The sequence below is a fragment of the Haloarcula sp. CBA1131 genome, from assembly GCF_008728975.1.
Taxonomy (GTDB): Archaea; Halobacteriota; Halobacteria; order Halobacteriales; family Haloarculaceae; genus Haloarcula; species Haloarcula hispanica.
The window spans coordinates 1,773,480-1,793,017 of record NZ_RPCY01000001.1; the positions used below are offsets into that span (position 1 = coordinate 1,773,480).

Consider the following 19,538-nt stretch of genomic DNA (forward strand, 5'->3'; position numbering starts at 1 on the left):
TCTCAGGATATGGGCGTTGACTGTGTTGGGACGTTTCAAATGGCTAAAAAGTACGTTATCGGAGATATTCGACTAGTCGGGATTCGTGATATCAGATCAAATAATAACGGCAGTCGCCCGGGGGCCTGACTATGGGTAGTATGTTCGGGTCGAAGCCGTCGGAGGCGCACGTCATCTGGCGGAGTGGCCGGAACAACGACGGCAAGAAGAAGTTCGATTTCGAGTATCTGGAGCTGTGGGCCGCCCACTTCGGCGTCGACTTCGAGCAGTGGACCCGCGTCGATCACGACCGCGGTGACGAACCCCGCGAGCAGTTCGCTTGCGTGTTCCGCTGGGCGAAAAGCGGCGGGCAGGAGCTGTCCGTCGGCGACGAGGAGTGGACGATGGGGTCCCAGCGCAAACCCCGCACGTTCCTCGAAATCGACGAGGAAGGGATGGTCAGGCTACGGGGCTGGAGCACGGAGACGACGCTCGACGTCGAAGAACTCGTACTGAAAAAGACGGTGCTGAAGCTGAAAACCGGCGACGGCACCGTGAAGAAACTCGACGTCCGGAAGCTGTCGAAGCGCCCCGAAACAACGTCCTCCTGACTGTAACCCAAAAGCCGTTTGACGTGTCGCCGGCACGAACGAGTATGCACGTCGTCGTCAACGCCGCCATGAGTGTCGATGGGAAACTCTCCTCCCGCCGCCGCGAACAGATCGCTATCTCCGGCCCGGACGACTTCGACCGCGTCGACCAGCTTCGAGCCGACAGTGATGCTGTGATGGTCGGCGTCGGTACGATTCTCGCTGACGACCCCTCACTGACCGTCGACGACGCCGACCGCCGCGCCGCCCGGGCCGACCGCGGCAAGCCGGAAAATCCCGCACGCGTCGTCGCCGACTCCCGCATCCGAACGCCGCCGGACGCCACAGTGCTGGACGGTCGCGCCCAGACCTACCTCCTCGTCAGCGAAGCCGCCCCGCCGGACTTCATCGAGGAGATGGAAGACGCCGGCGCGTACGTCATCGCCGCCGGGCAGGACCGGGTCGACCTGACGACGACGCTTGCGAAACTGGAGGGCGACGGTATCGACCAGCTCATGGTCGAAGGTGGCGGCGAACTCATCTTCGGCCTGCTAGAAGAGGCGCTGGTCGACGAGCTGTTCGTCTACATCGGGCCGAAGGTCATCGGCGGCCGGGACGCGCCGACGCTGGCCGACGGCGACGGCTTCATCGAGGACTTCCCGGAGCCGGAGCTGGCCGGCGTCGAACGGCTCGACGACGGCGTGGTGCTACACTGGCAGTTCTAAGAACTGGCCGACAGAATTAGTGGTCGTGGCCGGTCAGCTCGGCGAAGGACTGGCCGAAGCGCTCTTCGAACAGTTCGCTGGTTTCCTCTTCGAGCGCGACGATCTGCTCGTCCGGCTCGCCCTGCGCGTGGTGGACAGCGCTGTGAATCCGCTGGGTCATGCCGAACATCGCGATGTCGCCGACGACCTGCGGGTCCGTCTCCTCGGGCGACTCTCGGAGGATGTCTACGAGTTCGCTTGGGACGGTGAGTTCGTCGGTCTCTTCGCCGTCGTCGATAGTCAGCGTGACAGTATCGGTTGCCATGCCGCTCACTCCGGGGGCTATCCTAAAGGGTCTGTGGATGTGGGGACGAACGAAGAAACAACTGCGCTAGTCGTCGGCTTCCGCGGCGGCTTCGGACTCCGCCTCGGCGGCGGCCTCGGCCTGTGATTCGAGGTACTCGTCGGCGTCGATGGCGGCTTTACAGCCCATCCCGGCAGCGGTGACGGCCTGCTGGTAGTGGTAGTCGACCACGTCGCCGGCACCGAAGATACCGTCCACGTCGGTGGCGGTCTGGTCGCCGCCGGTGCCGCCGTGGGTCTGGATGTACCCGGTATCGTCCAGCTCGACGCCGGTGTCTTCGAGGTAGTCGGTGTTAGGCGTGTGGCCGATAGCGATGAAGACAGCGCCAACATCGAAGTCGAAGGTTTCGGTCTCGTCGTCGTCGAGCTTCTCGCTGGGATGGCCCTCGTCGTTCTGTGCGAGGGTGACGTGGTCGACCCCGTCTTCGGGTGAGCCGTGCATCTCCAGCAACTCGGTGTTTCGCATGATCTCGATTTCGCCCTCGTCGACCTTCTGCTGGACGCGGTCGATCCAGTAGTCCTCGGCGCGGAACTCCTCGCGGCGGTGTGCGATGTAGACGGTGTCGGCGAACTTCGTGAGGAAGTGGGCCTCCTCCATGGCCGCGTCGCCGCCGCCGACAACGAGCATGTCTTCGCCGCGGAAGAACGCGCCGTCACAGGTTGCACACGTCGAGACGCCGTAGCCCATCAGCTCGTCCTCGCCGGGGACGCCCAGCGTCCGGGCGCTGGCTCCGGAGGCGGCGATGAAGGCGTCGCAGGTGTACACGTCGCCGTTCGACAGTTCCACGCGGAACGGCCGTTCGCTGTCGTCGATGTCGGCGACGATGCCGTGTTTCAGCTCGGTCCCGAACCGCTCGGCCTGCTCTTTCATGTTGTTGATGAGGTCCGGACCGGAGAGCCCCTCGGGGAAGCCGGGGAAGTTCTCGACTTCGCTGGTCAGCGTGAGCTGCCCGCCCGGTTCGTCGCCTTCCAGAACGAGTGGGTCGTTGTTACTTCTGGCGGCGTAGATGGCCGCTGTCAGTCCCGCTGCGCCGGTGCCAGCGACGATGAGTCGTCGGTGTTCGACCGATTCTGTCATTAGCCAAGCTAGACTACCGGGCCGTATTTAGCTTGTGTTGTCGTGCGCCGAACTCGCACTGGGACGACACGCTTAGGCCACTGCCACCGTTCGCTGAGGGTATGGCCGCAGATCTCGAAGAGAAGACCGACCGCTACGAGGGACTGCTCGCCGAGGCGCTCGACGCGGCATCAGTCGCGCCACCTGAAGGGACGCCGATGCACGACGCCGCACTGGAGTGTGAAGAGATGGCGGCGGCGTATCTGGCGGACGGTCGCCACTTCAGGGACGACAACGACCCGGTCAACGCGCTGGCATCGTTCTCGTACGGGCATGCGTGGCTGGACGCGGGCGCACGTATCGGACTCTTCGACGTTCCGACCGAGGGTCACCTATTCACTGTCTGAAACTATGGTCTAATTTGGGTCCCAGTTCGGAAACCGGTTAACTGTCAACAGTCCTCCGAATCGTCCAGGTTTCCATGAAACAGACCAGGCGCAGTGTGTTACGGAGTATCGGTGCCGGAACAGCAGTCGCAGTCGGTGGCGTCGGTGCCGCGAGTGCCGCGCCGCCGAGAGACGGCGATACGATCGTTGACGTGGCCATGGCGGCCGACGGCTTCGACGTGCTGGTGGCCGCAGTGCAGGAAGCCGGCCTCGTCGACACGCTCAGCGGGAACCGTCAGCTGACGGTGTTTGCGCCGACCGACGATGCGTTTAACGCCGCGGGAATCGCTGTCGACAACGTCGGCGATGTCGACGACGAGTTCCTCGTGGACGTCCTCACGTACCACGTCGCACCGGGCGAGCGAGACGCAAGCTCCGTCGTCGACTCGGAGAAAATCCCGACGCTGAACGGGGCGAAGATCGACGTAGACGGGACTGACCTCAACGGCGACCAGGCCGATATCGTCGACACGAACATCGAGGCCTCCAACGGCTTCATCCACGCCATCGACGGCGTGTTGCAGCCGTAACCCGGCGCACGACTATCTCGAGCCCGTGCGTGACAGCCGGCCAGAATTGCCACCCCGCGACGACCGCTTCGGGTTCTTGATGCCCACCGCTGACAATTAGCTTCCGCCGTTACGCTCGTAGGCAGTTATCGCACAATCGGCCAGTGGATATACGTACGCCCGGAGAGTTGGGTCTGCTGATGGAGGGTGTCCTCTGGTACGTTCTCTCCGGGACCCGTGGGGGGCCAAACAGAGCCCGTATCCTCAAGGCCCTCAAGCGACGGCCCCGGAACGCTAACCAACTGGCGGAGGACCTCGACCTCGATTACAAGACCGTCCGGCACCACCTCGACGTGCTGTTGGACAACGGCGTCGTCGACAACACCGGCGGCGACTACGGCTCCGTCTACACGCTGACGGACAGGACCGAACAGTACTGGGACACCATCGAAGAAATCATCGCGGAGATCGAGTGACAATGGCTGAAATCGGGAAACGAGTCTTACCACGAGCCGGCATAGGAGGGCACAGATGGCAGTCTGGATGACCGCGGCGAGTGTCGCGTCCGCGCTCAACGTCGTGGTGCTGCTGGTGCTGCTGTCAGTCTGGGTCCGGAACTACCTGGCAGTGGGATCGAAACACGCGCTCGGACTGACGGTCTTCGGGGTACTGTTGCTCGCCGAGAACTGCCTGTCCGTCTACTACTACGTCCTTGACCCGGAGGTCGCCGTGCTGTTGCGAAGCGCCGCCCCTGTCGCCGGTCGCGCGATGACATTCGTTGCGATACTGGAGCTCGGAGGGCTGCTGTTTCTGGCGTGGATCTCGCTTGATTGAGCGGTTGCCGCGACATCCCTCAAACGGGGGCTGTCGTCGTGTGGATGTATGTATCTGGTATGCAACTGTAACCAAATTATGTCAGTTGGTAACATCGCTTTTTATATTTCATCACTCCCCCACGATGTGCGGAACCACACGGTGACTCCCGCTGACCCGGTAATTCCGGGACCCACTTGCCGCTCCCGACCGATCAGGAGCGGTCGTATCGAGGTGAGGACTGGTCGTTCGACGGAGCACAGATGGAGTCGCACGGCGGTGCAGCCCCCCATTTATGCGTTGTGCACGGACGGCGGCGATAACCACCAAGATTATATAGCCGTACGGCGGGCCATGTCATACCCTATCACCCCGCTATCCGGCGGTTCCTGCGGAAATCCGGGGAAAGATTTATATACTTTACGTACTAACTATAGGGTAAGACAGTTTCCCCAAACAGTCTTAAAATTTCTGCACCCGGCAGAACAGAACTCCCAATCATGAGTGAATCACCAACGCGGACGAGCACACGAGAACGAGACGAGCAAATATCCGAACCGACGGAGCAGGAGGCTGTAGAGGCCTGTCCCGAATGTAGTGGCAACGTCGTTACGGACTCCGAACACGGCGAAACAGTCTGTGAGGACTGTGGACTGGTCGTCGAAGAGGACGAGATCGACCACGGGCCGGAGTGGCGGGCGTTCAACTCCGCAGAGAAGGACCGCAAGTCCCGCGTCGGTGCGCCGACGACGAACATGATGCACGACAAGGGGCTCTCGACCAACATCGGCTGGCAGAACAAGGACGCCTACGGGCGTTCCCTCTCCAGCGAGCAGCGCCAGAAAATGCAGCGGCTCCGGACCTGGAACGAGCGGTTCCGTACCCGTGACTCCAAGGAGCGCAATCTCAAGCAGGCGCTGGGCGAAATCGACCGGATGGCCTCGGCGCTGGGACTCCCCCAGAACGTCCGCGAGACATCCAGCGTCATCTACCGGCGCGCGCTCGGTGACGACCTCCTTCCGGGCCGCTCCATTGAGGGCGTCGCCACGTCCGCGCTGTACGCGGCCGCTCGCATGGCCGGAAACCCCCGGTCGCTGGACGAGATGGCCCGCGTCTCCCGCGTCGAAAAGATGGAACTCACACGGACCTACCGGTACATCGTCCGGGAACTCAGCCTCGAAGTCCAGCCGGCGGACCCGGAACACTACCTCCCGCGGTTCATCTCCGACCTCGGACTCAGCGAGGAGACCCAGCGACAGGCACGGGACCTCATCGAAGGTGCTCGCCAGTCGGGGATGCTCTCCGGCAAATCGCCGGTCGGCATCGCCGCAGCGGCCGTCTACGCCGCCGCGTTGCTGACCAACGAGAAGGTCACACAGAGTCAGGTCAGCGACGTCGCCGACATCTCCGAAGTGACTATTCGAAACCGGTACAAGGAACTCCTCGAAGCCGAGGACCTTCCGGCCTGACGCCCGGGTGAAGGCAGACTAATGGGGAGACGCCAAGGCTTTTTATCGTTGGATATGTGTGTGAGTAACATACATGGAGGAAGCGTACGTTCGATTGCTCTGTCCTGAGTGTAAGAAAGACTGGGAGTCGACGCCAACGGACTTGCCGCGACACGACACGACGTTCCACTGCCCGAACTGTCACGCGAGCCATCGGCTCGCCGTTTTTACCCGCACGGAAAACGACTTGCAGACGCTGAAAGGTCTGCAGTAGCTACTCGCTCGTCGCCGAGCGGGCGCCACACGCCTCACAGCGGAGCAACAGCGCGCCCTGTTCCCGTTCCAGTTGCGTGTCCGGCAGCCCACACTCCGAGCAGAGCACGAACTCGTCGACGTACTCGTCGATGGACGCCTCGATACGGTCGGCATCGAACTCGCCGGTCAGGCGCGCTCGACCGCTCTCGTCGATGTGGCCGCTTGTCCCGAGGTCGTTCTGGAGGAACTTCATCACATGGTCGTCCTCGCGTCCGAGCCGGGAACACGTCGACTGGAAGTTCTCGTAGACGGTGACGTTCCCTTCCTGTCGGACGTCTGGATCGGGGACCTCGAACCGCTCGCTTGTGCCGTCAATCTCGGGCGTCTCCTCCATCGCCCGGTCGAGCATGTCGTCGTATTCCATACTCCTACGTCACAGAGCGGTCAACAAAAACTTTTCATACGGACTGTTTGAGCGATTTCCCGGTCTGTGTCGACCCCGAGGTCGGCACTATCCGGAACTATCTACAAGAATCCGTCACAGCCGGTGGTGGCCCGCTATCGCCAGGCTGTAAGTGTGCAGGTCTCGTCCGCTACCATCGAAATCCAGATGTCATCGTGGGCAATATCGGCGATGACGAACCGCTGCTGGCCGTCGACATCGTCGACAGCACACATCACATCAGACGCAGTGCCCGACCGACGGGTGGGACGTTCAACCTCGTAAGACACAATTGTTTATCTAGGATGTGCGGTAATGAATGTGTCGTACTCGTTTCGTCTTTTGATACTCTGAAATCCGGTCGTTGACGCAACAAAACGGCTCGTGTCTCGCTATTGCCGTTGTGAGTATCAAGGTCGATCCAACAATTGTCGATGCCCACGACCGAAGACAGCTATTCTGAACTGCCGCGAGAAGTGCGGCTCTGTCAGGGTGCGAGCCGGTTCTTGCGTCCCTTCATCTCCCGCTCGTAGTAGTCGAAGGTCTTGGGACACCAGTCGGCTGCCAGGTCGAGCATCTCCTCGGTCATCTCCCGGATCTCCCACTGTGCGTCCGCCGCGGCTCGCATGTCCGCGACGTGCATCAGCATCCGGGCGTTCATCGACATCACGATGTTCACCTTTGTTCCGATTGGCAGCACGAACCGAGCGTCTTCCGGTGGCATTCCCAGCTCAAGCAGTTCCTGGTACGATTCGACCGCCTGTTCGATGGTGTCTTTGAATATTTCCGTGCGCTTCTCGAACTCCTCGTCGGAGACGCTCGCTTTCTGCTGGTTCCGGCCGATCCAGTCCGGGTCCGTCGCGGACGGCGGCGTCACGACCAGTTCGCCTTCCCGGACGGCTTCGGGGTCCACGTCGTCGAAGGAGACGTACCGCATCGACTGCACGTCGAAGGAGACGTGGCGGTGGCGGGTGATCTGGGCCATACAGGAGCGGGAGACCCCCTCCACGGCGAAGGTCGCCTGCGCGTGCTCGAACGGACCGAAGTGGCCGTGGTCGAGCAGGTGGCCGATGAGCGTCTCCTTCTTGTCGTCAAGGGTGTCTCCGTCGACCTCAGCCATCGTCGCTTCGAACGACTGGCTGCCGACGGAGGTGTCGCTGTAGTCGTTACGTGCTGCCTTGCAGATGAGGTCCTCGGGGTCGTCTGTGGCTTCGAGCAGCTTTACGTCCATATCGGGTGGGTGAACCGGAGCGGCAAAATACTTCCTTCCCGGACCGACACGGGGTTCGGACCGCCTGTGGATGGCGACGTACTCAGATGTCCTGCCAGTCGGTCGGCTCGCCGGCGAGGCCGAGCACGCGGGCCTCGCGGCCGCCGCCCTCGGCGTCGCGCACGTCGATCATCCCGTCGAACGCCTGCTTGATGACCTGCAGTGTCTGGTCGTCGTGGGCTCCCGAGTCGATGGTGAACACGCCGATGTAGCCCGCGGAGTCCAGCCGCGAGGACAGCACATGACAGAACTTGAACACGGTCTTCTTGTCCGTGTAGGTCAGCATCGTCGACAGCGAGACGAGGGCCAGACGGCCCTGTTCGTTGCCGGCGTTGTGTAGTCCCTCCAGCGCCTTCGTGATGCCGATACCGATGCCGGTGAGATCACCGGGCGAAGAGACGTGGTGGGCGTGGGCGTTGCCGATTGCCTCCTCGTCCGTGCCACCTTCGCCCCGACAGTCGATGACACCGAGCTGGGAGTCGTCGAGGTCGGGCACGAGCGACCGGAACTCCTCGACGACGCTGCCCGCGCCGTCTCCGGTCGTCACGACCACTGCGCCGTCGTCCTTTCGCAGACCATCGGCGAGAATATCGTATGCGAGTCGTTCCTTCCCGCTCATTGCTGGGCCGGAGATCAGGATGCTGGACCCTGGCCGGACCTCACTGAGCGCATCGAACTCTAGTACTGAGGTGAGATCATACATTGTTTGTCGCTCAGTTGTCTTCATCGTCGCTCAGTCCGCGAAGCGTTGCGATGAAATCGGAGTCGTCTTCGATGCCACCGAGTGTCTCCGAGAGGTCGTCTCGCATCTCTGCGACTCTCTGGGTCAGTTCGTCGTACTGGTCGCTCTCCGCCAGCTCTGCGCTCGATTTCGTCGCTTCCAGCGTCGCCTGCTTCTCGACGAGCGCGTAGTACTCCTGCAGCAGAGAGTCGTACTCGGAGCGGTCGAGCAGATTGTCGACCGTCTCGTGGAGCTGTTCGCTCCGAATCGGCTTTGAGAGGTATGCATCAAAGCCCATCTCCAGAATATCGAAGTCCGGTTCGACGGCAGTGACCATTGCCACCCGACAGCCCAGCTTCCGCTCGCGAATACGCTCCAGCACTTCGTCCCCGGAAAGTCCGGGCATCATCCGGTCGAGCAACACGACATCGACATCCGCGTCCAGTTGCTCCAGGCCCTCGTCGCCGTTCTGTGCCATGCGGACCTCGTACTCCTGTTGCAGCCACAGTTTGTACGTCTCGGCAACATCTGGTTCGTCTTCGACGATAAGCACCACAGGTAGGTCCGAATCTGACATAATGTTCTACTATCCCCCGTTTGCATATCCACGTACATAGCCCTGTGGGTGCGGGCGTGTAGCGCGTCTCGGCCGGTGACAGAACGATACCCACATCCGGGACGACGGTCAATAGGCGGGTAATGATTCGAAACCTCGCCCGTGGGCAGCAGGCCTTCACGAGCAACGTGTTCCTCGTCACTGGGGACCGAACCGTTCTGGTTGACGTCGGCAACGAGTTCGACGTGGTGTCGGCCGTCGAAGAACACGTCGACGACATCGACGCTGTTGCGGTCACCCACACCCACTACGACCACGTCGAGAACCTCGACAGCGTCGTCGACGCCTTCGACGTGCCGGTGTACGGCTACGACACGGACCAGGACGGTGTCGAGCACGCTATCGCTGATGACGGAACGATACAGCTAGGTGACCACGACTACCGGGCGCTGCACACGCCCGGCCACAAGAACGACCATCTCTGCTTCTACTCGGACGAAGCCGGCGTCCTGTTCGCCGGCGACCTCGTATTCGCCAACGGGAGCTTCGGCCGGACCGACCTCGACGAAGGCGACCGTAGTCTGCTCGTCGACAGTATCGAGCGGGTGCTGTCGGTTGTCGACGAGGACTTACAGGAGATGCACACTGGCCACGGGCCGAGCGTCACCGACGCGCCGTACCAGGACATCGAACTGGCCCTGCAGGCCGCGAAGTTCTGAGGCTGCGGCTGAGCGATAGTTTTAGTCGAAGGCACAGGCCAGCAAGGCGTCGTAGGCGTGGTCGTACGCATCGGCGACCGCCGCCGGGTCGTTGCGCTGCTCGCTATCGAGTGCGGGGAGCCGTACTGCTGCGACCTGCTCGATAAGGTCGACGACGTTCGGCACCCGTTCCTCCAGTTGCCCGTCGCCGGGACCACCGGTGGCGATCTGACAGGCCTTGCTGTACCGGTCGCCGTCGTAGATGCGTGCTCGTCCCGGCTCGACGACGGCCACGGCGTCCGGTTCGACGCCCGACAGCGGCCGGGCCACGTCGCCGTAGGACTCGACGACCGCCCGGTCCGTCGTCTCGATGTCCGCGGCGAGTGACTCCAGTGCCTCGACGTGCATCACCCGCATCAGGTCGTTGAAATCGGCGACTGAGGTGACCCGTGGCGCGTTGGCAACCGGGAGTCGTTCGGCAACGGACTCCGGCAGGTCGACGGTCCCGTTGACGACGTATTCGACCCCGGTTTCAGAACTCGGACGGCCGACCCGGTCCACGACGAACTGCTGGTTTTCTTTCCCGAGCAGGCCCGTCTCGGCTCCCGGTGAGGGGTGCCAGAGGCGGTGAATCGGATTGATCTCTTCCGGTGCGACATCGCTCGGTGACGCGGCCGCGAGGCGCTTGGCGTCCTTGCCGTACAGCCGCCCCTCGTTTGTCGCTCGCTGATAGTCGTCGTGGTCGAACCAGTAGTTGTTGCCCGCTCTGGGCTTGAACCCCTGAGCGCTGGTCCGTTCGAGCAGGCCGACGCTGAACGTGGTCTTGCCCGCGTCGACCCGGTCACTGCCGGCAACGAGGAGCTTCATGACTCAGCGAGGCCGTACAGCCCGACGACGTCGTCGTCCTGCGGGTCGGCGATGACGAGGTCGTCCTGATTGAAGATCATCCACGGGATGGCCCAGTCGATGAACACCGACTCGCTGGCCTCGCTGAGTTCGGCGTCCGCCGGGAGGCCCTGCAGGAGGCGGGCGATTTCCGGGATGGTGTACAGTTTGTCGGCGTCGAGAATGTCCGCGGGTTCGTGGAGCTCGAACGACAGTATCTCGTCGAACTCCTGCTTGTCGACAGGCATACCCGCCGGTATGCCGAGCGAGTGGGTAAATCCCTCGAACTGGGCGGAACCCATTTACTCGCAGAGCCGGATTATACGTCAATGGCCACGCTGCTCGTTGCATATGCCTTTTCCCTGCTTGTCGTGGCCGTTGTCCTCGGGACGCTGTCGGTGTACGCGTGGAGCCGGCGTGACTCTCCCGGCGGGACCGCGCTCTCTGTTCTGCTCGCCGGGCTCTCGATATGGGACCTCTGTGCCGCGGTCGGTGTTTTGACGCGCGGGACTGAGTTGGCTCTGTTCTTCGCGTACGGCCTGTACGTCGGCGTGATGCCCGCGATGGCCGGCCTGTTCGTGTTCGCGCTGGCCTACACCGGCCGCGACCGGTATCTCGGCTGGCGGGCCGTCGCGTTACTGGCTGTCGAACCTCTCGTGTTCTTTGCCGCGCTGTTTGTCGGCCCCGACGGTGCGATATACGCTATCTCCGGCCCGACGGACGCTGGTATGTACGGCTGGGAGATAACCCCTGGACCGGTCTTCTGGGGGCATCTGGTATACTCCTATGCACTCATCGCCGTGTCGAGTGCGCTTCTCATCCACTACGCACTCGTCTCCGGCGGCCTGTACCGGAAGCAGGTGTACGCCGTCCTACTGGCTATCGTGCTCCCGTGGTTCGGGAGCGTTGTCAGCATCTTCGGTGATACCGCAATCGAATTTACACCGCTGTTGCTGGCTGGCACCGGGCTCACGCTCTCGTGGGCGTTTTTCAAAGGCCGACTGCTGGACATCTCGCCGGTCGCCTACCGGGAGGTCGTCGAATCCCTCAACAGCGCTGTGTTCGTCGTCGATACGGACGATACGATAATCGAGGCCAACGACGTCGGCCGGCAACTGCTCGGAGACGAAGATATCGTCGGGAAATCCGTCGAGGACGCGCTCGAAACGTCGCCAAAGCTACTGGAAAAGTACCGCGGCCTGAACGACGACGCCGAGGAAACGCAGGCCGTCATCGAGCAGCGCGACCGGTTTTTCGACGTCCAACTCACCCCGCTGTATGACTCCCACGACGCGCTGGTCGGACGCGTGTTTCTCGTCCACGAAATCACCGAGCAGAAAGAGCGCGAGCGGGAACTCGAACGCCGGAACCAGCAGCTCGACCAGTTCGCCGCTGTCCTCTCTCACGACCTCCGGAACCCGCTGAACGTGGCCTCGGGCCGACTGGCGCTGGCCCGAGAGCGGAACGACCCCGAAGAGTTCGACCGTGTCGAGGAGGCCCACGACCGGATGAGTAGCCTCATCGACGAGGTACTCGCCTTCGCCCGCGACGAAAAGACGACTGACAGGGTCGAGCTACAGCTTTCGGCGCTGGCGAAGGCGGCCTGGGGCCACGTCGACACCGGCAAGGCGACGCTGCGAATCGACGGCGACCGGGAGATTATCGGCGACCGTGACCAGCTCCTGCAACTGTTCGAAAACGTGGTTCGGAACAGTGTGGAACATGGTTCCACAGGCAGTCGACCAGATGCCGACGACAGCGCTGACCACGGGCACAGTCGGACAGGGTCCGACGACAGTGTGGCACACGGCGGCGCGGGGGTAACGATACGCGTTGACGCCACCCCGGACGGGTTCACGATCAGCGACAACGGCCCCGGCGTGCCGCCCGAGGAACGAGAGGAGGTATTCACGCACGGCGTCACCAGTTCCGAGTCGGGGACCGGCCTCGGACTGGCCATCGTCCAGCACGTCGTCGAGTCCCACGGGTGGGACGTCGAGATGACGGAGAGCCGGTCCGGCGGCGCGAAACTCGTCATTTCGGGGCTCGAAACAAGGTCGACACAGCTCTCTGAGACGCCGTCCTGAGCAGCCGACAGTATAAGGCCCGCTCGGCTGTGAACTGCGATATGGCTGACGACGACCACATTGGAGCGGTGCTCGCCCGGCTGTCCCGCGAACAGAAACTCGCGCTCGTTCGCGGCGCAACCGACCCGGAAGGCACAGCGACGGGATACATCTCTGGCGTTGAGGCGGCCGGGATTCCGCCGTTTCGCCTCGTCGACGGGCCGCTGGGAATCCGCGCTGAGGGCCAACGTGCGACCGCCTTTCCGGCGTCGATTGCGACCGCGGCGACGTTCGACCTCGACCTGGCTCGGCGACAGGGAGCGGCGATGGGCCGCGAGGCGACGGCGCTCGATCAGGACGCGTTGCTCGCGCCCGGCGTGAACATCATCCGGATTCCACACTGCGGTCGCAACTTCGAGTATCTCTCCGAGGACCCCGTCCACGCCGGCGCTGTCGGGGCCGGCCTTATCGACGGCATTCAGTCCGCGGATATCGCGGCGACAGTGAAACACTTCGTCGCAAACAACCAGGAGACACACCGCACGACCGTTAGCGCCGAAGTGGACGAGCGGACCCTCCGAGAGCTGTACCTCCCGCCGTTCCGCGCGGCCGTCGACGCCGGCGTCGGGTCGGTGATGACGGCGTACAACCGAGTGAACGGCACGCACATGAGCGACCACGAGCGCCTCGTCGGCGACGTACTCAAAGGCGAGTGGGGGTTCGACGGCTACGTCGTCTCGGACTGGTACGGACTGGAGAGCACCGTCGACGCGGCGAATGCAGGCATGGACCTGGAGATGCCCGGCGTGGCGGCCCCCGGCGCAGCGGAAGCCGCCGACAGCGACACCGCGGATGGCGACGAGGAGTTCGAGTGGCCCGACGGCATCCCGGACGCAACGCGGGCGGGCCTGTTCGGCGACCCGCTCGCCGATGCCATCGACGGCGGCGAAGTCCCGGCCGGCCGGCTGGACGACATGGTTCGGCGGATTCTCGGCCAGATAGATCGATTCGGGCGGCTGGACAGTAATCGGACTACTGCCGAAGCCGGTGAAAGCAGCGACGCGTCGGTGGGCGAACTCGACAGCCAGCGACACCGAGATATCGCTTCGGCCGTTGCGGCCCGCGGAACCGTGTTGCTCGACAACGACGGCGTCCTGCCGCTGGATGACGGGGCGGACGTGGCCGTCATCGGGCCGAATATCGACGAGCCGAAACTGGGCGGTGGTGGCTCCTCAGAAACAACGCCGATCCACTCGGTTACCCCGGTCGACGGGATCGAATCTCGTTCCGAGGGCGCAGTCACGACAGCGCTCGGCGTCCCGCAAATCGAATCCGTTTCGCTGTTCGACCTCCTGCCGTTCGTCGGCGAGGACGACGAAACCGACGGTGCGGCTGGCGACACAGCCGACCGGGAACCATCGCTCGACGACGCCGTCACGGCAGCCGAGTCCGCCGATGTCGCCGTCGTGTTCGTCCGCGACGCGACGACAGAGGCGCGGGACCGGGATTCCCTGAAACTGCCGGGACGACAGGATGAACTCGTCTCGGCCATCGCGGCCGCCAACGAGAACACCGTGGTCGTCGTCAGGTCCGGCGGCCCCGTAGAACTCCCGTGGCGGGAGGACGTGGCCGCGGTCCTCGAACAGTGGTATCCCGGGCAGGCGGACGGGGACGCGGCGGCCGCCGTCCTCTACGGCGACCGCGACCCGAGCGGCCGGCTCCCGGTCACCTTCGCCCCGGAAAGCGAGTATCCGACTGCAGGGACTGAACGCCGCTATCCCGGTGTCGATGACGAAGTCCACTACGATGAGGGCGTCTTTATCGGCTACCGACACTTCGACGACGCGGATGTGGACCCGACCTACCCGTTCGGCCACGGCCACTCGTACGCGGCGTTCGAGTACGGCGATGCCGAAACCACAGGCGAACAGACAGTCGCAGTCCCCGTCGAGAACGTCGCCGACAGGCCGGGCCGAGAGGTCGTTCAGGCCTACGTCCGACCGCCATCCGTGGACGGCGTCGACCGCCCGGAGCGCGAACTCGCCGGGTTCGAGGCCGTGCAGTTGGACGCCGGCGAACGGCAGACGGTGGAGCTGACATTGGACGACCTGGCGCTTTCGCGGTACGACACGGATTCCGGCTGGACAGTCGATTCCGGGACCTACACCGTCGAAATCGGCCGGTCGTCTCGGGACGTTCGGACGACTGTCCGAGTCGACCGCTAGCGCGTCCGGACTCGCCTCGGCTGAAACACCGATTTTCCGCTGGAGCCCGTCTGAAGCGGAAAATTCACGGCCGGGGATTTCAAGCCCCCTGACTACATACAGCCAGCTATGAGTCAAACGCTCGAAACCATGGAGCCGAACCCGGTGTGGGTCGAAGACGCCTATTCCGACACCGTCGACGTTCTCACACACTACGCTGATGAGTTCGAGTACAAGATCTGGGGCGGCGACTGGTGCAAGGACTGCCGGGCCCAGCTCCCCGACTTCGGCGCGGCCCTGAAAGCCGCCCATATCCCGGACGCCCAGATTCACCACTATCCCGTCGAGAAGGAAGACGACGGCTCGAAAACCGGACCACATGTCGAGGAGTACGACATCGAACTCATTCCGACGGTCGTCGTCGAGCACGACGGCGAGGAGATAGCCCGCTTTGTCGAGGAGGAGCCGGTCCCTATCGCCGTGTCTCTCGCCGACCAGATCGAAGACGCGATGGCGTGAGGCTACTCTCCGTCGTCGGCCGTTGTGCCCCAGTCTAACGCCGTCCCGAGGTCGTGTTTCGGCGGCGAACAGGCGAAGTTCCGGCAGGCGTACACCGTCGGCTCATCGTCGACCGGCTCGCGGCCGGCCCAGATCGGCGGCGACTCGTCCAGTTCGAGCGCGTCGAGCCACTGCTCGAAGCGGCCCTCGTCGGCCGGTCGGTGAGCCAGCAGGCGGCGCGGGACGTACCGCTCGGCGAGGGTCTCCGTCCACTCGCTCGGATAATCGGGCTGATTGCCGACCAGCGTCAGTTCCAGCGCACCCTGCTCGTAGGTATCCGTCGCTAGCGTGAGCGAGGCGTGCTGGAGCGGGTTCGAGGAGACGCGGTCGGCGTGGGTGCGGATGACCCGCTCTGCGACCGTCTCGAAGCGGTCATCGTCGCTGAAATGGGATAGCGACAGCAGGAGGTCGACGGCGACGCCGGTGCTGGAGGGCGTCGACTGGTCGGTCAGTTCCTGGGGTCGCGCGACCAGCGATTCGCCGCCGGTCGGCGTGAAAAAGAGCGTGCCCTCGTCGTCGTCCCAGAACGCCTCGGTGATGGCCTGGCCGAGGTCCATCGCGAACGCGAGGTGCTCCACGTTGCCGGTCGCCTCGAACAGCGTCAGCGCGCCGCGGCCGAGGAACGCGTAGTCCTCCAGATAGCCGTCGATGGCCACGTCGCCGTCCTTGTAGCGGCGATTGAGTCGCTCCGCATCGGCGTCCCACAGGTGCTCCCGAACGAACGAGAGGGCGTCGGCGGCCACGTCGGCGTAGGCGTCATCGAGGACAATCGCGCCCTCGGCGAACGCCCGAATCATCAGACCGTTCCAGCCGGCCAGCACCTTTTCGTCGCGGGCCGGCCGCGGACGTTCTTCGCGGGCCTCGAACGTCTCGTTCAGTGCGCGCTGGAGGCTCGCCGTGATTTCGTCCTCGCTTTGTTCGTACTCCTCGGCCAGCACTGACACCGGCTTCCGGACGGCGAGCACCGTCGCCCCCTCGAAGTTGCCCGGCTCAGTGACGCCGTAGTAGTCACAGAAGATGTCAGCGTCAGTCTCGTCATCGACGGCGTCGTGGACCTGCTCGGGCGTCCAGACGTAGAACAGCCCTTCCTCGCTGTCGCCATCCGAATCTTCAGGTGGGACACTTTCGGCGTCCAACGTGCTGAAAAAGCCCCCGTCGGGGTGTTGCAGCTCGCGCTGAACGAACTCGAAGGTCTCCCGCACGACCGACGCGTAGCGCTCCGAGCCGATGGCCTGGTAGCCGGCGAGGAAGGCCCGCGGGATCTCGGCGTTGTCGTACAGCATCTTCTCGAAGTGCGGGACGGCCCACTGCTGGTCCGTCGCGTAGCGGTGGAAGCCCCCGCCGACGTGGTCGTACAGCCCCCGGTCGGCCATCACGTCCAGCGTCTCCTCGACGACGGTCAGGTAGTCCTCTTGGCCGCCGTCCGCGTGGGCTCGCAGAAGTGCATGGAGCCGCCCGTTCTGGGGGAACTTCGGGCCACCGGAGCCCCAGCCGCCGTCCTGCCGGTCCGCGCCGCGGTGGGCAATCGTTCCGGCAGTTTGGATGATATCCTCCGCTGGGTCCTCTGGGTTGGCCGGCGTCGCTTCGAGGTCGCTCTCGATGGCCTCGGTCCACTGCTGGGCGCGGTTCTCCATCTCCTCGCGCTGTTCGGGGTCCGACCACGAGTCGGCGAGCCGCTGGAGCAGGTCGCCAAAGCCCGGCTGGCCGCGCTTCTCCTCCGGCGGGAAGTACGTCCCGACGTAGAACGGCTCGCCTTCGGGCGTGAGCCAGGCCGACAGCGGCCAGCCACCGCCGCCGGTCACCTGCTGGCAGATGCTCATGTACACCGAATCGAGGTCCGGCCGCTCCTCGCGGTCGACCTTTATCGGGACGAAGTGCTCGTTGAGTTGCTCGGCGATGGCCTCGTTCTCGAAGCTCTCCTCCTCCATGACGTGACACCAGTGACACGCCGCGTAGCCGATCGAGAGGAAGATAGGCACGTCCCGTTCCTTGGCGGCCTCCAGGGCTTGCTCGTCCCAGGGCTGCCAGTTGACGGGGTTGTCCGCGTGCTGGCGGAGATACGGGCTCTCTGCCTCGTCGAGTCGGTTGCGAGAGGTCGGGTCCGTCGTGTCGCTCATACCTCTGGCTGGGAGCGCCGCGGGGAAAAGAGACGCGACGACGGCAGCTAGGCCTCACTCGTCAGCCAGTTGGATGCCACGGACGATGACGTACATGAGAACGACGCCGGCTCCGACGGCGAGGATAAAATCCCCGAGTAGGGCCAGTAATGCACCCAGTGCGGTGTTCTCCGCGCCGAAGAGCGCGACGGCGTAGGGAGGGAGGCTCACAGCGACGAACACGCCGATGAGTTTCGCCAGCGGAACGGCTTCGGAGATAATTCTGGCTATCTCCAACTCTCCTGTAGCGGGGTCGATGAAGGGGCGGGACGAGGGCATGCACCTGTGTGTCACAAGGTTGGGCAAAGTAGCTCTCGGTCTCTGTCCGGCGGACCGTACACGACAGCGCTTCCGATGTGGAAACGACCGTCGCAGTCAGCGAAAACCGGCGAAAAGACAATACTTAGGTGAGAGCCAATCCGGCCTTCGAGTATGACAGAGACAGTGCTGCTCGTGGGTGGCGGCGGCCGGGAACACGCGATTGCGCGCTCGCTCGCGGACTCACCGGGGGAGCTGTACGCCTGTGCCGGCAACCGGAACCCGGGTATTGTCGCACTGGCCGACGGTTTCGAGGCACTCGACACGACAAACCCGACGGCAGTGACGACCTACGCCCAGGAGGTCGACGCGACGCTCGCCGTCATCGGACCCGAAGCGGCCCTTGCAGCCGGGGTCGCCGACGCGCTGGACGACGCCGGCGTCTACACCTTCGGGCCACAGGAGGCGGAGGCTCGCATCGAGACGGACAAGGCGTTCCAGCGGCGGTTCATGCGGGAACACGACATCCCCGGCTGTCCGGACTTCGAGACGTTCGAGGACATGGACGCCGCCTGCGAGTACATCGACGAGTACGACGGCGACCTCGCGGTCAAGCCCGCCGGCCTCACCGGCGGCAAGGGCGTCCGTGTCATCGGCGACCAGTGTACCGCCGCGGAGGCCAAGGAATACCTCCGGAGTTCCGACTACGACCGCGTCGTCCTCGAGGAGCGCCTCGTCGGCGAGGAGTTCACCGTCCAGGCCTTTGTCGCCAACGGCCAACTGCGCGTCACGCCGGCGGTGCAGGACCACAAGCGCGCCTACGAGGGCGACGAGGGGCCGAACACCGGCGGGATGGGGAGCTATTCGGACTCCAGCCTCCACCTCCCGTTCATGGACGAGGACGACTACATGGACGCCGTCGACGTGCTCCGGGCGACCGTCGACGCGCTTGAGGGCTACAAAGGTGTTCTCTACGGCCAGTTCATGCTCACCGAGACCGGGCCCCGCGTCGTGGAGTTCAACGCCCGTTTCGGCGACCCCGAGGCGATGAACACGCTGCCGGTGCTCAACACGGACTTCCTCGACGTGCTGACTGCCGCCCGCGACGAGGAGCCGTTGCCGCAACTCTCTTTCCGCCCGATGGCGACCGTCTGCAAGTACGCCGTCCCGGACGGCTACCCGACCGACCCCGACGCCGGGGCGAAGGTGACCATTGACGACGATGTCATCGCGGAAGTCGTTCAGGATCACCGCGAGCAGTCCGGCGACGACGCGGAGACGGCTCCGGAGGCGCTGCTGTTTTACGCCAGCGTCGACGACCGCGAGGACGGCATCTACACGACCACGTCGCGATCCTACGCCGTCGTCGGCCTGGCCGAAACGATTGGCGACGCAGAGGCCATCGCTGAGGCATCACTCCAACGGGCCGGCACGGAGGGGCTTCGGGTCCGCCACGACATCGGTACGGCCGACCTGGTTCAGCAGCGTATCGACCACATGAACGACATCCGCGGCGGCGCGGACTGAGCGCGTGGTGGCAGCGTCAGCGGTCACGCGCCG

At 64.0% G+C, this 19,538-nt stretch carries 24 protein-coding genes; 13 read left to right on the top strand and 11 right to left on the bottom strand.

Features of this window, described 5'->3' with window-relative positions; translation table 11 throughout:
- Positions 1-131: 131 nt before the first annotated feature.
- A complete protein-coding gene (locus tag Har1131_RS09110; protein WP_023843295.1) occupies positions 132-590 on the top strand; it encodes a hypothetical protein in 459 nt (152 codons plus the stop codon).
- A gap of 44 nt (positions 591-634) precedes the next feature.
- Complete coding sequence (locus tag Har1131_RS09115; RefSeq protein ID WP_014040542.1) at positions 635-1,294, top strand: 2,5-diamino-6-(ribosylamino)-4(3H)-pyrimidinone 5'-phosphate reductase; 660 nt, start codon at positions 635-637, stop codon at positions 1,292-1,294.
- A gap of 16 nt (positions 1,295-1,310) precedes the next feature.
- Here Har1131_RS09115 and Har1131_RS09120 read toward each other — a convergent pair whose 3' ends face one another.
- On the bottom strand, positions 1,311-1,598 hold the full coding sequence (locus Har1131_RS09120) for a hypothetical protein (RefSeq protein ID WP_014040541.1): 288 nt from the start codon (positions 1,596-1,598) through the stop codon (positions 1,311-1,313).
- A gap of 66 nt (positions 1,599-1,664) precedes the next feature.
- On the bottom strand, positions 1,665-2,714 hold the full coding sequence (locus tag Har1131_RS09125) for an NAD(P)/FAD-dependent oxidoreductase (protein WP_050038171.1): 1,050 nt from the start codon (positions 2,712-2,714) through the stop codon (positions 1,665-1,667).
- A gap of 101 nt (positions 2,715-2,815) precedes the next feature.
- Between Har1131_RS09125 and Har1131_RS09130 the strand changes: the two genes are divergently transcribed.
- The 6 genes from Har1131_RS09130 to Har1131_RS09155 all read left to right on the top strand — a co-directional run bounded on the left by Har1131_RS09130 (position 2,816) and on the right by Har1131_RS09155 (position 6,183).
- Entirely contained in the window at positions 2,816-3,100 is a 285-nt protein-coding gene (locus Har1131_RS09130; protein ID WP_050007616.1) for a DUF357 domain-containing protein, read from the top strand.
- Positions 3,101-3,174: 74 nt separating this feature from the next.
- A complete protein-coding gene (locus Har1131_RS09135) occupies positions 3,175-3,669 on the top strand; it encodes a fasciclin domain-containing protein (RefSeq protein WP_050007617.1) in 495 nt (164 codons plus the stop codon).
- 179 nt (positions 3,670-3,848) lie between these two features.
- Entirely contained in the window at positions 3,849-4,124 is a 276-nt protein-coding gene (locus Har1131_RS09140) for a winged helix-turn-helix domain-containing protein (RefSeq protein WP_014040537.1), read from the top strand.
- A gap of 55 nt (positions 4,125-4,179) precedes the next feature.
- Positions 4,180-4,482, top strand: a complete 303-nt coding sequence (locus Har1131_RS09145) for a hypothetical protein (RefSeq protein WP_023843293.1) — start codon at positions 4,180-4,182, stop codon at positions 4,480-4,482.
- 479 nt (positions 4,483-4,961) lie between these two features.
- The gene (locus tag Har1131_RS09150; protein ID WP_014040535.1) at positions 4,962-5,930 is read left to right on the top strand and encodes a transcription initiation factor IIB family protein; all 969 of its coding nucleotides are present in this window, start codon (positions 4,962-4,964) and stop codon (positions 5,928-5,930) included.
- Between the two features lie 73 nt (positions 5,931-6,003).
- Entirely contained in the window at positions 6,004-6,183 is a 180-nt protein-coding gene (locus tag Har1131_RS09155) for a hypothetical protein (RefSeq protein WP_004515550.1), read from the top strand.
- Here the strand turns inward: Har1131_RS09155 and Har1131_RS09160 are convergent, their stop codons facing one another.
- The 5 genes from Har1131_RS09160 to Har1131_RS09175 form a co-directional block, all read right to left on the bottom strand.
- Positions 6,184-6,588, bottom strand: coding sequence for a translation initiation factor IF-2 subunit beta (locus tag Har1131_RS09160; protein WP_014040534.1), 405 nt, complete (start codon positions 6,586-6,588; stop codon positions 6,184-6,186).
- Between the two features lie 134 nt (positions 6,589-6,722).
- Positions 6,723-6,896: a hypothetical protein gene (locus Har1131_RS21735; protein WP_155120743.1), complete on the bottom strand. Its 174-nt coding sequence runs from the start codon at positions 6,894-6,896 to the stop codon at positions 6,723-6,725.
- Positions 6,897-7,093: 197 nt separating this feature from the next.
- Complete coding sequence (gene thyX / locus Har1131_RS09165; RefSeq protein WP_008308896.1) at positions 7,094-7,837, bottom strand: FAD-dependent thymidylate synthase; 744 nt, start codon at positions 7,835-7,837, stop codon at positions 7,094-7,096.
- 82 nt (positions 7,838-7,919) lie between these two features.
- Positions 7,920-8,579, bottom strand: coding sequence for an ATPase domain-containing protein (locus tag Har1131_RS09170; protein WP_044951863.1), 660 nt, complete (start codon positions 8,577-8,579; stop codon positions 7,920-7,922).
- A gap of 10 nt (positions 8,580-8,589) precedes the next feature.
- Complete coding sequence (locus tag Har1131_RS09175) at positions 8,590-9,174, bottom strand: response regulator transcription factor (RefSeq protein WP_023843291.1); 585 nt, start codon at positions 9,172-9,174, stop codon at positions 8,590-8,592.
- A gap of 122 nt (positions 9,175-9,296) precedes the next feature.
- Between Har1131_RS09175 and Har1131_RS09180 the strand changes: the two genes are divergently transcribed.
- Positions 9,297-9,872, top strand: coding sequence for an MBL fold metallo-hydrolase (locus Har1131_RS09180; protein ID WP_050038169.1), 576 nt, complete (start codon positions 9,297-9,299; stop codon positions 9,870-9,872).
- Between the two features lie 21 nt (positions 9,873-9,893).
- Here Har1131_RS09180 and Har1131_RS09185 read toward each other — a convergent pair whose 3' ends face one another.
- Both Har1131_RS09185 and Har1131_RS09190 read right to left on the bottom strand, forming a co-directional pair.
- Positions 9,894-10,718, bottom strand: a complete 825-nt coding sequence (locus Har1131_RS09185) for an ATPase (protein WP_050038168.1) — start codon at positions 10,716-10,718, stop codon at positions 9,894-9,896.
- Positions 10,715-11,038, bottom strand: a complete 324-nt coding sequence (locus Har1131_RS09190) for a DUF5827 family protein (protein WP_023843290.1) — start codon at positions 11,036-11,038, stop codon at positions 10,715-10,717. Before Har1131_RS09190 ends, Har1131_RS09185 begins: the two co-directional genes overlap by 4 nt.
- A gap of 27 nt (positions 11,039-11,065) precedes the next feature.
- Between Har1131_RS09190 and Har1131_RS09195 the strand changes: the two genes are divergently transcribed.
- From Har1131_RS09195 to Har1131_RS09205, 3 genes are all read left to right on the top strand, one after another.
- Positions 11,066-12,823: a histidine kinase N-terminal 7TM domain-containing protein gene (locus Har1131_RS09195; protein WP_050038167.1), complete on the top strand. Its 1,758-nt coding sequence runs from the start codon at positions 11,066-11,068 to the stop codon at positions 12,821-12,823.
- 41 nt (positions 12,824-12,864) lie between these two features.
- Complete coding sequence (locus Har1131_RS09200; protein WP_050038166.1) at positions 12,865-15,027, top strand: glycoside hydrolase family 3 C-terminal domain-containing protein; 2,163 nt, start codon at positions 12,865-12,867, stop codon at positions 15,025-15,027.
- Positions 15,028-15,135: 108 nt separating this feature from the next.
- Positions 15,136-15,525 carry a thioredoxin family protein gene (locus Har1131_RS09205; RefSeq protein WP_050038165.1) on the top strand — a complete coding sequence of 130 codons (390 nt, stop codon included), beginning with the start codon at positions 15,136-15,138 and terminating at the stop codon, positions 15,523-15,525.
- Positions 15,526-15,527: 2 nt separating this feature from the next.
- Here Har1131_RS09205 and Har1131_RS09210 read toward each other — a convergent pair whose 3' ends face one another.
- Both Har1131_RS09210 and Har1131_RS09215 read right to left on the bottom strand, forming a co-directional pair.
- Positions 15,528-17,681, bottom strand: coding sequence for a thioredoxin domain-containing protein (locus tag Har1131_RS09210; protein ID WP_146418101.1), 2,154 nt, complete (start codon positions 17,679-17,681; stop codon positions 15,528-15,530).
- Positions 17,682-17,735: 54 nt separating this feature from the next.
- Positions 17,736-17,999: a hypothetical protein gene (locus Har1131_RS09215; RefSeq protein WP_050038163.1), complete on the bottom strand. Its 264-nt coding sequence runs from the start codon at positions 17,997-17,999 to the stop codon at positions 17,736-17,738.
- A 153-nt stretch (positions 18,000-18,152) separates the two neighbouring features.
- Here Har1131_RS09215 and purD point away from each other — a divergent pair, with 153 nt between their 5' ends.
- Positions 18,153-19,505, top strand: a complete 1,353-nt coding sequence (gene purD / locus Har1131_RS09220; RefSeq protein ID WP_050038162.1) for a phosphoribosylamine--glycine ligase — start codon at positions 18,153-18,155, stop codon at positions 19,503-19,505.
- Positions 19,506-19,538 lie beyond the last annotated feature (33 nt).

Bases quoted from the DNA above. Each gene is read 5' to 3' on its own strand.
- Har1131_RS09195 (WP_050038167.1), top strand. From the start codon at position 11,066: ATGGCCACGCTGCTCGTTGCATATGCCTTTTCCCTGCTTGTCGTGGCC.
- Har1131_RS09205 (WP_050038165.1), top strand. From the start codon at position 15,136: ATGAGTCAAACGCTCGAAACCATGGAGCCGAACCCGGTGTGGGTCGAA.
- Har1131_RS09155 (WP_004515550.1), top strand. From the start codon at position 6,004: ATGGAGGAAGCGTACGTTCGATTGCTCTGTCCTGAGTGTAAGAAAGAC.
- purD (WP_050038162.1), top strand. From the start codon at position 18,153: ATGACAGAGACAGTGCTGCTCGTGGGTGGCGGCGGCCGGGAACACGCG.
- Har1131_RS09120 (WP_014040541.1), bottom strand. From the start codon at position 1,598: ATGGCAACCGATACTGTCACGCTGACTATCGACGACGGCGAAGAGACC.
- Har1131_RS09160 (WP_014040534.1), bottom strand. From the start codon at position 6,588: ATGGAATACGACGACATGCTCGACCGGGCGATGGAGGAGACGCCCGAG.
- Har1131_RS09145 (WP_023843293.1), top strand. From the start codon at position 4,180: ATGGCAGTCTGGATGACCGCGGCGAGTGTCGCGTCCGCGCTCAACGTC.
- Har1131_RS09210 (WP_146418101.1), bottom strand. From the start codon at position 17,681: ATGAGCGACACGACGGACCCGACCTCTCGCAACCGACTCGACGAGGCA.
- Har1131_RS09170 (WP_044951863.1), bottom strand. From the start codon at position 8,579: ATGTATGATCTCACCTCAGTACTAGAGTTCGATGCGCTCAGTGAGGTC.
- Har1131_RS09185 (WP_050038168.1), bottom strand. From the start codon at position 10,718: ATGAAGCTCCTCGTTGCCGGCAGTGACCGGGTCGACGCGGGCAAGACC.
- Har1131_RS09110 (WP_023843295.1), top strand. From the start codon at position 132: ATGGGTAGTATGTTCGGGTCGAAGCCGTCGGAGGCGCACGTCATCTGG.
- Har1131_RS09130 (WP_050007616.1), top strand. From the start codon at position 2,816: ATGGCCGCAGATCTCGAAGAGAAGACCGACCGCTACGAGGGACTGCTC.
- Har1131_RS09150 (WP_014040535.1), top strand. From the start codon at position 4,962: ATGAGTGAATCACCAACGCGGACGAGCACACGAGAACGAGACGAGCAA.
- thyX (WP_008308896.1), bottom strand. From the start codon at position 7,837: ATGGACGTAAAGCTGCTCGAAGCCACAGACGACCCCGAGGACCTCATC.
- Har1131_RS09190 (WP_023843290.1), bottom strand. From the start codon at position 11,038: ATGGGTTCCGCCCAGTTCGAGGGATTTACCCACTCGCTCGGCATACCG.
- Har1131_RS09215 (WP_050038163.1), bottom strand. From the start codon at position 17,999: ATGCCCTCGTCCCGCCCCTTCATCGACCCCGCTACAGGAGAGTTGGAG.
- Har1131_RS09115 (WP_014040542.1), top strand. From the start codon at position 635: ATGCACGTCGTCGTCAACGCCGCCATGAGTGTCGATGGGAAACTCTCC.
- Har1131_RS09175 (WP_023843291.1), bottom strand. From the start codon at position 9,174: ATGTCAGATTCGGACCTACCTGTGGTGCTTATCGTCGAAGACGAACCA.
- Har1131_RS09125 (WP_050038171.1), bottom strand. From the start codon at position 2,714: ATGACAGAATCGGTCGAACACCGACGACTCATCGTCGCTGGCACCGGC.
- Har1131_RS09140 (WP_014040537.1), top strand. From the start codon at position 3,849: ATGGAGGGTGTCCTCTGGTACGTTCTCTCCGGGACCCGTGGGGGGCCA.
- Har1131_RS09200 (WP_050038166.1), top strand. From the start codon at position 12,865: ATGGCTGACGACGACCACATTGGAGCGGTGCTCGCCCGGCTGTCCCGC.
- Har1131_RS09180 (WP_050038169.1), top strand. From the start codon at position 9,297: ATGATTCGAAACCTCGCCCGTGGGCAGCAGGCCTTCACGAGCAACGTG.
- Har1131_RS09135 (WP_050007617.1), top strand. From the start codon at position 3,175: ATGAAACAGACCAGGCGCAGTGTGTTACGGAGTATCGGTGCCGGAACA.